17 protein-coding genes are annotated in these 12,476 nt (G+C 58.1%); 14 read left to right on the forward strand and 3 right to left on the reverse strand.

Features of this window, described 5'->3' with window-relative positions:
* From EIO64_RS08470 to EIO64_RS08520, 11 genes are all read left to right on the forward strand, one after another.
* Positions 1 to 1,791: a phage tail protein I gene (locus EIO64_RS08470; protein WP_158629745.1), complete on the forward strand. Its 1,791-nt coding sequence runs from the start codon at positions 1 to 3 to the stop codon at positions 1,789 to 1,791.
* A 10-nt stretch (positions 1,792 to 1,801) separates the two neighbouring features.
* Positions 1,802 to 4,321, forward strand: a complete 2,520-nt coding sequence (locus EIO64_RS08475) for a bacterial Ig-like domain-containing protein (RefSeq protein WP_136891207.1) — start codon at positions 1,802 to 1,804, stop codon at positions 4,319 to 4,321.
* Positions 4,322 to 4,407: 86 nt separating this feature from the next.
* Entirely contained in the window at positions 4,408 to 4,866 is a 459-nt protein-coding gene (locus tag EIO64_RS08480) for a hypothetical protein (RefSeq protein ID WP_136891208.1), read from the forward strand.
* Positions 4,867 to 5,262: 396 nt separating this feature from the next.
* Complete coding sequence (locus EIO64_RS08485) at positions 5,263 to 6,420, forward strand: reverse transcriptase family protein (protein ID WP_136891209.1); 1,158 nt, start codon at positions 5,263 to 5,265, stop codon at positions 6,418 to 6,420.
* Positions 6,405 to 7,040: a carbohydrate-binding protein gene (locus tag EIO64_RS08490; protein WP_136891210.1), complete on the forward strand. Its 636-nt coding sequence runs from the start codon at positions 6,405 to 6,407 to the stop codon at positions 7,038 to 7,040. Before EIO64_RS08485 ends, EIO64_RS08490 begins: the two co-directional genes overlap by 16 nt.
* A gap of 3 nt (positions 7,041 to 7,043) precedes the next feature.
* Positions 7,044 to 7,445, forward strand: coding sequence for an isoaspartyl peptidase (locus tag EIO64_RS08495; protein WP_136891211.1), 402 nt, complete (start codon positions 7,044 to 7,046; stop codon positions 7,443 to 7,445).
* A 5-nt stretch (positions 7,446 to 7,450) separates the two neighbouring features.
* Entirely contained in the window at positions 7,451 to 7,621 is a 171-nt protein-coding gene (locus tag EIO64_RS08500) for a hypothetical protein (RefSeq protein ID WP_158629746.1), read from the forward strand.
* Positions 7,618 to 8,052, forward strand: a complete 435-nt coding sequence (locus tag EIO64_RS08505) for a hypothetical protein (protein ID WP_136891212.1) — start codon at positions 7,618 to 7,620, stop codon at positions 8,050 to 8,052. The genes EIO64_RS08500 and EIO64_RS08505 overlap by 4 nt, the downstream gene beginning before the upstream one ends.
* On the forward strand, positions 8,049 to 8,465 hold the full coding sequence (locus tag EIO64_RS08510; protein WP_136891213.1) for a hypothetical protein: 417 nt from the start codon (positions 8,049 to 8,051) through the stop codon (positions 8,463 to 8,465). Before EIO64_RS08505 ends, EIO64_RS08510 begins: the two co-directional genes overlap by 4 nt.
* A gap of 13 nt (positions 8,466 to 8,478) precedes the next feature.
* Entirely contained in the window at positions 8,479 to 9,456 is a 978-nt protein-coding gene (locus EIO64_RS08515) for a LysM peptidoglycan-binding domain-containing protein (protein WP_136891214.1), read from the forward strand.
* 18 nt (positions 9,457 to 9,474) lie between these two features.
* Positions 9,475 to 9,813, forward strand: a complete 339-nt coding sequence (locus tag EIO64_RS08520; protein ID WP_136891215.1) for a hypothetical protein — start codon at positions 9,475 to 9,477, stop codon at positions 9,811 to 9,813.
* Positions 9,814 to 9,858: 45 nt separating this feature from the next.
* Here the strand turns inward: EIO64_RS08520 and EIO64_RS08525 are convergent, their stop codons facing one another.
* The 3 genes from EIO64_RS08525 to EIO64_RS18785 form a co-directional block, all read right to left on the reverse strand.
* Complete coding sequence (locus EIO64_RS08525; protein ID WP_136891216.1) at positions 9,859 to 10,065, reverse strand: hypothetical protein; 207 nt, start codon at positions 10,063 to 10,065, stop codon at positions 9,859 to 9,861.
* Positions 10,066 to 10,105: 40 nt separating this feature from the next.
* Positions 10,106 to 10,327, reverse strand: a complete 222-nt coding sequence (locus tag EIO64_RS08530; protein ID WP_118427882.1) for a hypothetical protein — start codon at positions 10,325 to 10,327, stop codon at positions 10,106 to 10,108.
* Between the two features lie 170 nt (positions 10,328 to 10,497).
* Entirely contained in the window at positions 10,498 to 10,632 is a 135-nt protein-coding gene (locus EIO64_RS18785; protein WP_283251958.1) for a hypothetical protein, read from the reverse strand.
* Between the two features lie 153 nt (positions 10,633 to 10,785).
* Here EIO64_RS18785 and EIO64_RS08535 point away from each other — a divergent pair, with 153 nt between their 5' ends.
* The 3 genes from EIO64_RS08535 (at position 10,786) to EIO64_RS08545 (ending at position 12,476) form a co-directional block, all read left to right on the forward strand.
* Positions 10,786 to 10,983 carry an antitoxin gene (locus tag EIO64_RS08535; protein ID WP_118427883.1) on the forward strand — a complete coding sequence of 66 codons (198 nt, stop codon included), beginning with the start codon at positions 10,786 to 10,788 and terminating at the stop codon, positions 10,981 to 10,983.
* Between the two features lie 139 nt (positions 10,984 to 11,122).
* Positions 11,123 to 11,365 carry a helix-turn-helix domain-containing protein gene (locus EIO64_RS08540; protein ID WP_118427884.1) on the forward strand — a complete coding sequence of 81 codons (243 nt, stop codon included), beginning with the start codon at positions 11,123 to 11,125 and terminating at the stop codon, positions 11,363 to 11,365.
* A gap of 64 nt (positions 11,366 to 11,429) precedes the next feature.
* Positions 11,430 to 12,476, forward strand: a complete 1,047-nt coding sequence (locus EIO64_RS08545; protein WP_136891217.1) for an IS30 family transposase — start codon at positions 11,430 to 11,432, stop codon at positions 12,474 to 12,476.

Consider the following 12,476-nt stretch of genomic DNA (forward strand, 5'->3'; position numbering starts at 1 on the left):
ATGTCGGCAATCGAAAACACGCCAGAGATCAGTTTCATTGACAATAAGACTGTGGAAGATGTACGCAGCGAAATGGTGGCGGACTATGAGGAATACATGACAAACGCCCAGGGCGTGGCTGTTTCCCTGGACCGGGCCAGCGTCCACCGTATGATCCTATACGCCGCAGCGGCGCAGATTTACCAGGCCATGCAGTACATAGACCGCCAGGGCAAACAAAGCCTGCTGAAATACAGCTATTCCGACTTTCTGGACAATCTGGCGATCTTTAAGGGCGTGACCAGAAACCAGGCAACGGCGGCAACATGCACCCTGCGCTTTACCCTTTCGGCGGAGCGGGAAACGGCCACGGCAATCCCGCAGGGCACCAGGGTGGCCTCCTCCGGGGCGGTGTACTTTGCCACGGATGAATATGCAGAGATCCCGGCGGGCAGCACCACCGTGGATGTGCCGGCCACCTGCACGGAAACAGGAAGCGCAGGAAACGGGCTGACCGCCGGAGAGCTGTCCACCATTGTGGATCCTGTCCCCTATGTGGCCAGCGTAACCAACACCACCACCACGGAGGGCGGCGCGGAGATTGAGAGCGACGCAGACCTGGCGGAGCGGGTCTATCTGGCGCCTGGCGCCTATTCTACGGCAGGACCGGAGGACGGCTATCTGTACCACTCCAAAGCGTACAACCCCGCCATAGGGGATGTGGTGGCCACCAGCGACCAGGAAGCGGGAACCGTGGACATTGTTTTCATCATGGCGGACGGATCCACACCGGGGCCGGAAATGATCAACGGTCTGAAAGGCTACCTGAACGACAAAACGATCCGCCCCATGACGGATCTGGTCAATGTGTCGGCCCCGGAGGAGGTCCAATACACCATCAACCTGACATACTACATAAACCGGAGCGACAGCGCCAAGGCCGTGACCATTCAAGCGGCGGTGGCCCAGGCCGTGGAAGATTATAAGACATGGCAGCGGACCATTGGGCGAGATATAAACCCGTCCAAGCTGGTGGCGCTTATTATGGAGGCGGGCGCCAAGCGGGTGACCGTGACGGCCCCAACATACACCGCCGTGGCCGCCACCAAAGTGTCCGCCCTCCAGGGCGAGGCCGTGATCAGTTACGGGGGCTGGAAGATGATTAAACTTTCCGGGAGCCGGTTTACCGATATTGCGCCGGAGAACCTGGCAAGCCAGGTAGAAGTCCAGGCGATTGCCTACGCGGTAGGGCGGCAGGTGGAAAAACTGTGCGCATACTCTGACGCAGCGCGGACCTATGCGGCCATTGCCACCATGCCGGAGTGGCTACTGGATTACATGGCGGTGGAGCTGCGCACCCCGTCCTATGATGAAAACTATTCCATCAAAACCAAGCGGGCGCTGATCGAGGGGTCCCTGTTGTTTTACACGCAGATGGGCACCCCCGCGGCGGTCAATCGGATCATTGAAACCATTTTTGAAACCGGGTACATCGAGGAGTGGTACGAGTACGACGGAGAGCCGCATCATTTCCGAGCCTATGTCGGGGACGGCGGCGAGGTGGGGCCGGGAGAGCTGGAGGAGTTCCGGCGGGTCCTGTCCTCTGTCAAGCGCCTTTCCTCCTGGCTGGATGACATTATCACCATTGCGGTCATGGATCCCGCGGTCCTGACCATCACGGGGGCCATGGGGCGGGGCTACATGTCCACCGCCCTGCCGGCGGCGCCCATGGACTACAACCTGGAGGCACCGATCCGAGCGGGCGGGGTTTTCGGGTCCATTATGCAGACCGCCATCCCGGCGGCGGATTAAGGAGGAAAAAATGTTTTACGGATTTGTAATCACGGAGGCCGGCAACAACATGCTGGCCAACATGGTGGCCGGCGATAAGCTGACCATCACCAAGGTGGTCATGGACAAGGGGACCGCGGAAAGCGCAAACGCGGCCAGGCAGCTTACCGCCCCCATTGACCCAGGCCCGAACGGAACCAGCATCACGCCGACGGTGGACGGAGCCGCCGTCAACATGGTGGTGGAATACCGCAGCGACCTGAACGGAGGGCTGCAAGAGGGTTTCTGGATCGGCGGTTTCTGCGTGTACGCAAAGACCGAAACCGTGGCGGAAACAATGGTCTATTACGGATCCCTGGGAGATCAAAAGCAGTATGTGAGCGCCTATGTGGAGGGGACCGCCCCGGATGTGCGCCGATACCCCGTTTCCATCACCGTGACCGCCGGCGTGGAGGTTGATGTGTCCTATCCGGCGGAGGCATGGATGACCGCCGAGGATGTGGCGGAGCTGTTCAACGACACCCTAAAGCCGCAGCTGGAGGCAAGTCTGGATGATCTGATCGACGATCACAACGAGGACCCGGAGGCCCACAACGGCGCCCTGAAAGACAAGCAGGACGCCATCAAGGTGGAGGGCCTGCTGAAAGGGACCAAGGCCACCGGAGAGGGCGGGGACACATACAGCGTAGGGGCGGCCACACCGGGCACCGATTACCAGCCGCCCACCAACACCCTGACGCCGGCGGAGGCCATGACCACGCAGGATTACATCCCGTTCTATGACCACACCAGCGGCCAGCACATGAGGGCCACCCTCCAGAGTTTGAAAGAGGCCATAGGCGTACAAAGCCCCAGTATTAAGGTAACCACCTGCGCGGGTGCCGCCGTTACCTGTTCGGACGGGGAAACCACCCTGCAAGGGACGGGGACAACGGAGTTTGAGCTGCCACACATCGGGGAATGGACCGTAACCGCAACACTGGACGGAGAGAGCGCCAGCCAGGAGGTGGAGGTAACCGGCGCCCTGCTGTATGAGGTGGACCTGATGATCACAAGCGGGGTGGCGGTGACCACGCAGCCCACAAAGACCACCTATTACATCGGAGAAGCGTTTGACCCCACCGGAATGGTGGTAACGGCGACATTTGCGGATGACACAACCGAAAATGTGACCAACGATTGCACATTCTCCCCCACCAGCATTTCCAAGGACACCACGGCCATCACCGTGAACTATCAGAGGGCAGGGATCCAGAAAACCACCAGCGTCCCAGTGACTGTACGGGTGCTGTCCAGCATTGAGATCACCACGCCGCCCACAAAAACGGCGTACAAATATGGGGAAATATTCGACCCCACCGGAATGGTGGTAACCGCCCACTACACCGACGGGCAAAGCCGGACGGTGACCGGGTACGCCTTTTCCCCAAACACCGCCCTGGGCATGAGCAACACCACCATTACGATCTCTTACACGGAGGGCGATGTAACCAAAACGGACACGCAGACCATCACGGTGGCCAAGGTGCTGGACCATATCGCCGTAACCACGCCGCCCAGCCGGACCAGCTATTTCTCCGGGGAGAATTTCAGCACCGCCGGCATGGTGGTGACCGCCTATTACACCGATGACAGCAGCGCGGCGGTGAGCGGGTACACCTATTCCCCCACTGGCGCCCTGGCGGCGGGAAACAATACGATCACCATTTCGTACAGCGAGGGAGGCGTGACCAAGACCACCACCCAGGCCATCACCGTGACCACGATCAGCTCCACCCTGAACAGCAATTCGTGGGCCACCATCAAGGCGGTTTCCGACGCAGGCCAGGGGGACAACTATTGGGATGTGGGCGACACAAAGACCATCACCATCAACGGGAAAGTGGGGAATTTCACTTTTTCCAACCTGTCCATTGCCGTCTTTATCCTGGGTTTCAACCACAACAGCAGCCGGGAGGGGAGCAACCGGATCCACTTCCAGATCGGGAAAATCTCCAACAAGCTGGTGGGCCTGTGTGATAGCCAATACGGAAGCTATCCGAGCGGGTCCGGGTACTTCAACATGAACACCAGCCGGACCAATACCGGAGGCTGGAACAGCTCCAACATGCGGCGGAATATCCTGGGCAACACCGGGACACCCTCCAGCCCGCCGGCAAACACGCTGCTGGCGGCCCTGCCTGCGGATCTCCGAGCCGTTATGAAGTCTGTGACCAAGTACAGCGACAACACCGGCGGCGGATCCAACACGGCCAGCTATGTGACGGCCACCACCGACTGGCTTTTCCTGCTGGCGGAGTTTGAATACCACGGAAGCCGGAGCTACGCAAACAGCGCGGAGCAGAATTACCAACAGCAGTATGCCTATTACCAGGCGGGCAACAGCAAGGTGCATTACAGGCACGACAACACGGGAACGGCGGTCTATGCGTGGTGCCGGTCCGTCGATGCGTCGAACAGCAACTATTTCTGCCTTGTCAATACGGACGGCACGGCCGCCACCGGCGGCGCCGACGATTCATGGGCCGTGGCTCCCGGCTTTGCCGCCTAATCCGCCGCAGCGGATCCCGCCCCTATCCCGTCCGCGAAAGCGGGCGGGAAACGGGGCCGCAAACACTGTGAGAGGAGGACACCACCGTGTCCGTTCTGAAAGATAAGAGGACCACAAGCAAAGCGGAATATGTGAATGTGGCCAACCAGATTTATGTGAAAACCGTGGATTTTCTTTCGAGGGTGTCCCCGCGATATTCCCGGCTGATTGCGGCGGACACCGCACACCTGGCCGGGCAGGTCATGGATCACGCGGAGGAAGCAAACAAGATCTATCCGTCGGACCAGCTGCGCAAGGATCTGCGGAAAAGCCACCACCTGGAGGCCATGGCCCACCTTTCGGCCCTGGATGTGCGCCTGTCCCATTGCTATCAAATTTTGTACTGCAATCCGCAGGGCGCTTTCACGGACGGAAAGGGCCACAAGGTGCCGGCCAAGGAGGCCATGGAGCGACTGGACAATATGAGCCAGGACCTGGGGGATCTGATTAACCAGGAAGCCGATCTCCTAAAGGGAGTTATGGAGAGCGATAAAAAGCGGAAATAGGTCATACACGGGTGTATTTCTGAACAAGTGCCGTGTGGCAGGGCGGCAGGCGGCGGCGGTCAATGCGTGGTGCCGGTCCGTCAATGCGTCGAACAGCAACAATTTCTGCCTTGTCAATACGGACGGCACGGCCAACAACAACAACGCCGACAATTCAAGGGCCGTGGCCCCCGGATTTTATAGAATGGGTTGAAAGCGGACGCGGTGCGCGTCCCGAACCCGTATAAAAGGAGGAATACTTCCCTGGCAGTCATGCCTAAAACTGCCCACTGACGGCCAAACACGGACGCTGCTTGCATGGCGGGGTATTGCGCTATCCCCGTTTCATGTGTCGGGCCAAAGTAGTTTATACGCGCACCTACAAGACAACTATGCGGAGGGCGAATACTTTTTATTATGACCAGCGAGGAGCGCCGGGAGGCGCGTTACAAACGCCGCCAGGAACGACGGCGGCGGAACAGGCAAACCCGCAGCGACAGGCTGGGCGGCCTGGAGGGCGTTTTCAGTTACCACACCATGTTTAAGCATGGGAAAAAGTGCTGCAATGGGGTGCGCTGGAAAGCGTCCACACAGAACTTTGAACTGCACTTGTTTTCCGGCACGGCGAAACGCCGGCGCGAGGTGCTAACCGGCAAATGGAAGCCGGGAAAAACCGTATCATTCCCGCTGTGTGAGCGGGGAAAGTTTCGGATCATCGACGCGCCGCACATCACGGACCGGCAGATCCACAAGGTGCTGACCAAGGAGGTACTGGCGCCGCTCTACTGCCCCGGCATGATCTACGACAACGGCGCCAGCCAAAAGGGCAAGGGCCTGCATTTTCATTACAAGAGGCTAAAGGAACACCTGCGCTGGCATTGCCGGAGGTACGGGAGAACAGGGGCCATGTTCCTGATGGATTTTCACCACTTTTTCCCGGAGGCGCCCCATGCGCTGATATACGAACGACACCGGGAGCTGATCCTGGATCCAAACCTGCGGGCGCTGGCGGATCTGGTGGTGGCAGCGGTGCCGGGCGGTGTGGGTATGCCGCTGGGCGTGGAGCCGAGCCAGCAGGAAATGGTGGCGCTTCCCTCTTTCCTGGACAACTGGATGAAATGCCAGCTTTCGATCCACGGAATGAGCCACTACATGGACGATTACGACGCGGTGCTGGAGAGCCGGGAGCGGGCGGAGCGGGTGAAAGCGGAAGCGATCCGCCGGGCCGAGGCCAAGGGGCTGCAAGTGAACCGGAACAAATGCCATGTGATTGACCTGGACAAGCCCTTTCGTTTTTGTAAAGCCAAGTTTCAGATTTTGCCCAGCGGGAGGATCATCACACACGGGTGCCGGGACGGCATGAAGCGGGCGCGGCGCAAGCTGCGGTATTTCCGCCAGCAGGTGGACACTGGGGAAAAGATCGTGGAGCAGGTGGCGGAATGGCTGAAAGGCCCAATCGCCTACTATGAGCAATTCAACGACCATGGGCGGGTGCTGAAACTGCGCCGCCTGTATTATGCCCTGTTCATCAAGGGCAGGAAAACCGAGGAGGTAAAACCATGTATCGGATCGTAAAAGACGGGGCGGCCCTGGCGCTGATCGAGGCCCCCACCTATGTACGGCAGGCAGGAAACGGGTGTTTTGTGCTGTGCCAGGAGGACCAGGCGACGGGGATTGCCTACGGCGGGACCGTGTACCACCTGCTGGGCCGGGAGGCCGTGGAGGGAGCCGAGAGCGTGATCCTGGAGGAAACGGACGCTGGGGAGGAGATCGAGCGGACGGCCACCACAAACGGGATCGTATTCACCACCATGGCGGAGGCCGGATCCATCGACAATGTGACAGCGGCAGAACACGCGGACCTGTTTTCCCCGTGGGCTTACCCAGTCAACTATACGGCGGGACAGATCCGGCGCTACACGGACGGGAAACTATACAAATGCCTCCAGGCGCACACAAGTCAAGCTGACTGGACACCGGACACGGCGGTGAGCCTGTGGGTGAGCATTTCGGATCCGGCAGAGGAATGGCCGGAGTGGTCACAGCCGTTGGGGGCACACGATGCCTACGACCAGGGCGCAAAAGTGAGCCACAACGGGAAACATTGGATCAGTAATGTGGCGGCAAATGTATGGGAGCCTGGTGTGTACGGGTGGACAGAGGCAGAGGAAACCGAAACAGAAACGGAGGCGTAACCCATGGGGAAAGCCTATATTGTCAAGCGGCGGGCGAGGATCGACACCATCACCGGGCCGGTCAATCTACCCTATGGCACCGAGGTGGAGGCCGTGGAGGATCGCCTGACCTATCAAGGGCGCCAGCTGTGCGCAGTAACGAGCCGAAAGGCGCACCTGTATTTTGCCAGGAATGATGACGGGCAGGGCCAGGAGCGGGGCGCCCTGACGCTGGCCATCACAAAACGGCTGGAGAAGCGGGACAAGGACCATCAACGGCGCTGGGATCTGGTATGGGAGGATCCCGTGTGCCAGAAATACCGGCACCCGGAGCATGAGGATCATTTTCTGTGGGGCCACGCATTTTTCGAGGCCCCGGTGGATGACCTGCGGCACATTGCCGCGCTGATCGGCGCAAGGGGGTGACCGCCATGGATAACACACGGCTGGTGACGGAGCTGTGCGCCATCATTGACAGAATGAATGTGATTTTACAGGCCCAAGCCATGGAGCTGGCGCAGCTCCACGCGCTCCACCACGAGGAGGAGATCGCGGCAGTCCGCCGGGACTATGCGCGGGCCATTGGGGAGGTGGCCCCATGACGGCGGCGGAGGTGCTGACCGGCGGCGGGATCATCCTGGTGGCCATGACGCTGATCCAGATTGCCCCCATTAAGCTGGATCCGTGGTCCGCTGTTGCGCGGGCCATCGGGCGGGCCATCAACAAGGATGTGATCGAAAAGCTGGATGAAACCCGCGAGATCCTGGACGCCCACATAAAAATGGACGGAGCCAGGACGGCGGACGCGCACCGGGCCAGGATCCTGCAATTTAACAATGAACTGTTGCGGGACATTCCACACACGCGGGAGGAATTTATTGAAATTCTTGCGGAGATCGACCAATACGAAAAATATTGCAAGGAAAACCCGGACTACCAGAACAACCGGACCACCCATGCCGTGGCCAATATCAGCCGGGTATATGATGACCGGCTGATCAAGCACGATTTTCTAAAGGAGGAAACGCCGTGAAAAGCCTGATTGTGGCAGCTGCCGCCATGGCCCTGGGCACCGCCCTGGGGTTTCTGATCTGCGGCGCCACCGTCCGGCACCTGCGCCAAAGGGTGCGGACCCTGCGGAGGCAGACAAAGACCGGACCGCCCAAAAAGATGGGCGTCATGGACAAGGTGCTGATTTTTGAGGCCGTGATCCTGATTGCCTACACCGTGGCGGATCTGGCGGTGTTCTGGCATACAGGGGCCGAGCCGTACACCCTGACGGGCTGCGTGTTCGGCGTGTGCGGCCTTGAAAACGGCGTAATGGGATGGATCAAGACCAACAAGGACAAGGCGGCGGAGGCCGCCAGAACGAGCGGGAACGGCCAAAAGGCCGACCAGGAAGAACCACCCACGGAGCGGGCGGAACCGTCCGATGTGGGGATTTAAGGAGGGTTTACCAATGACAGAGAACCAACTGCGGCAGAATGTGGCCAACATTATCAACGCATGGGTGGGCGCAACAAAGGGAAGCGCCAAGCACCTGGAGATCCTGGAGATCTACAACGGGCACGAGCCGCTGGCCCGCGGCTACAAAATGCAGGTGAAAGACGCCTATTGTGCGGCAACCGTCAGCGCGGCGTATATCAAGGCGGGGATTGCGGAGTACACCGGGACAGAGTGCGGCGTGGAAAAGTTCACCGTGGTGGCCAAGAACAAGGGAATTTGGGTTGAGAACGACGCACACACGCCAAAGATCGGGGACGCCTGCGTGTACGATTGGGACGATAGCGGAACCGGCGACAACACCGGATCCGGGGACCACATCGGGATTGTCACCCAGGCGGGAGCCTCCACTTTCGTGGTGACAGAGGGGAACATGTCCGGCGGAAAAGTGGGAAAGCGCACCATGGCGGTGAATGGAAAATACATCCGCGGCTTTATCTGCCCGGACTTTGCCGCCATTGCAAAGAAAATGGGCGGCGGATCCTCCGACACAACGGGAGGCGCCACGATCTACACGGTGAAGTCCGGGGACACCCTTTCCAAGATCGCCAATACATACGGCACGACGGTGGACACCCTGGCGGAGATCAACGCCATCAAAAACAAAAACCTGATCCGGGTGGGACAGGTGATCATGCTCCAGGACACGGCCCAGGCAGCTGCCGACAAGCTGGAGGCGCTGGGCGTGATCAATTCCCCGGACTACTGGGCAGACGCGGCGGAGGCCGGGAAAGTCCAATACCTGGGGATCCTGCTGAAAAAGGCGGCGCAGACTATCACAAAGGCCGGGACGCGCACCAATACGCCGGAGGAGGGCGTGGCCGCCCTGGTGGCCGCCGGCGTGATCAATACGCCGGAGTTCTGGCTGGCCAATTACAACACATTCCCCTCCCTGGACCTGCTGCTGTGCGCCCTGGGCGGGGCTGTGAAATAATCAGAGGAGGACATACACATGGAAACCATTATGCAGTACATTCCCCTGGCGGTGTCCGCCATCCTGCTGGCGGCCCTGATCCTGACCGTGATCACCAACATCATCACCCAGGTGGTCAAGAAAATCACATGGGATAAGATCCCAACAAATATCCTGGCGGTGGTGGTGGCCATGGCCGTCACGCTGGTGGCGTTCTTTGCGGCCTGCCAGATCATGGGCTGGGCTGTCACCTGGTACATGGTGGCCGGCGCGGTGGCCCTGGGCCTGTTCGTCAGCTATGCGGCCATGTTCGGATTTGATAAGCTCCGGGAGGCCCTGGAGCAGATCACCAACTGGGGAAAAGACAAGACGGAATAAAGAGGACCCCCGGCACCTACATGGTGCCGGGGGCTATATTATAGATTAAATTACACTATCATCAGCGGAGACAATGCAAATACCTCCATTTCCAACATGGAACACATTGCCACCGTCATCAGAGTAGGATTTCACGCCGCTGTGTCGCTTACTTCCATCATACATGTTTGTTTCGTATTCCCATTCAGGGTGACGGGTCAGTTTTCCGACCACTTCAAAGCCAACCGATTTGGCGTATTCTCTAATTTTCATAAAAGGCCCCTTTCCGCCAGAGGGCGCCTGATCCACCGGATCAGGCGATTGCCTCCAGCTCCATATCTTCAATTTCGGCCCAAGTAAATCCCAGGCGGTGCATATCGTCCCCAACATTGGAAAGGACCACGCTGGCCTCCATGGTGAGATCCGCATAGCAAAGAGCGGCGAACATCTTATAGACCTCCACGGCCCGCTCCATGGTGAAAACCCGGATATTGCCAACCATGGCACCATATTTCCCGTTCTGCTTAATCAACATGATCTTTACCACCTTTCAAAATTCTGCGGAATAGCCGCCGGAGCGGGACGAACACCGCCACAAAGATCACCAGAGAAATTATAAATTTCATCGTTTGCCCTCCTATTGACAAAGCTGGATGATTTGTTTTATATTTGGGGTGCGGGGTTGAGGCCCCGCACCCCTGGCCTTTACCAGTCAAGCAATTTGAGGATTGCCGCTGTTATCAGGCCGGAGATCGTGCCCGCCAGAATGTCGGCCAGCAAGTCAACCTTTCTGGAGGGCCGCGCCGTAGGCTTTCGCCTGCGGCGTTTTTTCTTGCCCATATCAACCACCCCCTTTCTGATTATTATTATATACTCGCGTGAGTATCAAAACAAGATGGAATGTTGTACAAATATACTCACGCGAGTTTGTGAAAGTTATATACTTGCGTGAGATAACAAACGGTGGTAAAATGCCATCAAGGAGGCGATCGCATGGAACAGAGAAAAGGAACAGCCGCAACGAGGGCGAAAAACAAATATAACGCCGAAAATTATGATCGGCTTTATCCCTATGTAAAGCGGGGGAAGAAAGAGAAATACCAAAGAGCGGCGGAGGCCGCCGGGTGTAGCCTGAACGAGTTTATGGAAAAGGCAATGGATAAACTGGCGGACGAAATCCTGGGGGAATAATACCGCCGGGGCAATCACATGGATAATTCCCCTCTGTGGGGCCTATATTTTATTCTGCTGATTATTACCACGGGTTTGACGCCGATCCCGTGGTAATATCAAGAAAAATGTGGGCCATAACCACAACGGAGGGGCGCCGGTGAAGTTTTACGAGATCAACGGAAAAAGGAATTTGTGCGGGGACAGGATCCGGGAGGCCAGGCAGAAACGGAGGCTTTCCCAGTCAGACCTATGCAAGCTGCTGCAACTGCGGGGGATCATGGTGGAGCGGGATGTGATCAGCCGCATGGAGAGCGGGAGCAGAATTGTGACGGACTTTGAAGCTGTGGCCATTGCGGAGGTCCTGGAGGTCCCCGTGCTGTGGCTGCTGGGCAAAGAATAGGCCGGCGTGGTAGAGAGAACCACGCCGGCCTATTGCCATATTACAGAGAAAGAGAGGCCGCCCCATGAAAGGATATAAACACCTGACAGAGCATGACCGGAACAAAATTGCAAAGATGAAAAAAGAGGGGGCCACCCTGCGGGAGATAGGGGCGGCCCTCCATGTGAGCGCGGCCACCGTATGCCGGGAGATAAAGCGCGGGACATATACATACATGAACGCGGATTACATCGAGGTAACCGAGTACATCCCGGAGCGGTCACACCAGAGATACCGGGCCAATATGGAAGCGAAAGGGCCGGGCCTGAAAATCGGAAATCACAGGGATTATGCGGAGAAATTGGAGGAGCTGATCGTGGATCAAGATTTTAGCCCCTCCGCCGCCCTGCATGAAATTGAAAACCACCCGGAGATTTACGGGGATTTTGGGATCCGGGTATGCCGTCAAACTCTGTATTCCTATGTGGACAAGAGGATCTTTGCGCGACTGACCAACAAGGATCTGCCCTTTAAGGGGTCCAGGAGAAAGACGAAAACCAAGCACATCCACCGCATGAAATCCGCCTCCAAGGGGGACAGCATAGAGAAAAGGCCGGAGGAAGTCAACACACGCCAGGAGCCGGGACACTGGGAGATGGATCTGGTGGTGTCCTGCCGCGGCGGCCACAAGTGCCTCCTGGTGCTGACCGAGCGGGTAACGCGCCAGGAGATTATGCGGCTGATCCCGGACAAGACCGCCGGCAGCGTGGTGCGGGCCTTGAACACAATAGAGCGGAAATATGGGAAACTGTTCCCGGCTGTTTTTAAGTCAATCACCGTGGACAATGGGTCAGAGTTCGCGGACTGCGCCGGCCTGGAGCAATCCGTATTAAAAAAGCGGGCGAAGCGCACGAAAATGTACTACTGTCACCCATATTGTAGCAGCGAAAGAGGAAGCAACGAAAAGCAAAACCAGATGATCCGGCGGAAGTTTCCAAAGGGGACAAACTTTGATAAAGTTTCCCCAAAGGAGGTAAAAATGGTGGAGGACTGGCTGAACAGATACCCCCGCAAGATCCTGGGATGGTACAGCAGCGCGGACATGTTCCGGGCACTGATCGAGGCCGTTTGA

The sequence above is a fragment of the Dysosmobacter welbionis genome, assembly GCF_005121165.3.
Lineage (GTDB): Bacteria > Bacillota > Clostridia > Oscillospirales > Oscillospiraceae > Oscillibacter > Oscillibacter welbionis.

What these genes read in the sequence shown, in the direction of transcription:
- EIO64_RS08505 (WP_136891212.1), top strand. Translation starts at nt 7,618, where the DNA reads ATGACGGCGGCGGAGGTGCTGACCGGCGGCGGGATCATCCTGGTGGCC.
- EIO64_RS08485 (WP_136891209.1), top strand. Translation starts at nt 5,263, where the DNA reads ATGACCAGCGAGGAGCGCCGGGAGGCGCGTTACAAACGCCGCCAGGAA.
- EIO64_RS08470 (WP_158629745.1), top strand. Translation starts at nt 1, where the DNA reads ATGTCGGCAATCGAAAACACGCCAGAGATCAGTTTCATTGACAATAAG.
- EIO64_RS08545 (WP_136891217.1), top strand. Translation starts at nt 11,430, where the DNA reads ATGAAAGGATATAAACACCTGACAGAGCATGACCGGAACAAAATTGCA.
- EIO64_RS08520 (WP_136891215.1), top strand. Translation starts at nt 9,475, where the DNA reads ATGGAAACCATTATGCAGTACATTCCCCTGGCGGTGTCCGCCATCCTG.
- EIO64_RS08530 (WP_118427882.1), bottom strand. Translation starts at nt 10,327, where the DNA reads ATGTTGATTAAGCAGAACGGGAAATATGGTGCCATGGTTGGCAATATC.
- EIO64_RS08495 (WP_136891211.1), top strand. Translation starts at nt 7,044, where the DNA reads ATGGGGAAAGCCTATATTGTCAAGCGGCGGGCGAGGATCGACACCATC.
- EIO64_RS18785 (WP_283251958.1), bottom strand. Translation starts at nt 10,632, where the DNA reads ATGGGCAAGAAAAAACGCCGCAGGCGAAAGCCTACGGCGCGGCCCTCC.
- EIO64_RS08525 (WP_136891216.1), bottom strand. Translation starts at nt 10,065, where the DNA reads ATGAAAATTAGAGAATACGCCAAATCGGTTGGCTTTGAAGTGGTCGGA.
- EIO64_RS08500 (WP_158629746.1), top strand. Translation starts at nt 7,451, where the DNA reads ATGGATAACACACGGCTGGTGACGGAGCTGTGCGCCATCATTGACAGA.
- EIO64_RS08515 (WP_136891214.1), top strand. Translation starts at nt 8,479, where the DNA reads ATGACAGAGAACCAACTGCGGCAGAATGTGGCCAACATTATCAACGCA.
- EIO64_RS08490 (WP_136891210.1), top strand. Translation starts at nt 6,405, where the DNA reads ATGTATCGGATCGTAAAAGACGGGGCGGCCCTGGCGCTGATCGAGGCC.
- EIO64_RS08535 (WP_118427883.1), top strand. Translation starts at nt 10,786, where the DNA reads ATGGAACAGAGAAAAGGAACAGCCGCAACGAGGGCGAAAAACAAATAT.
- EIO64_RS08475 (WP_136891207.1), top strand. Translation starts at nt 1,802, where the DNA reads ATGTTTTACGGATTTGTAATCACGGAGGCCGGCAACAACATGCTGGCC.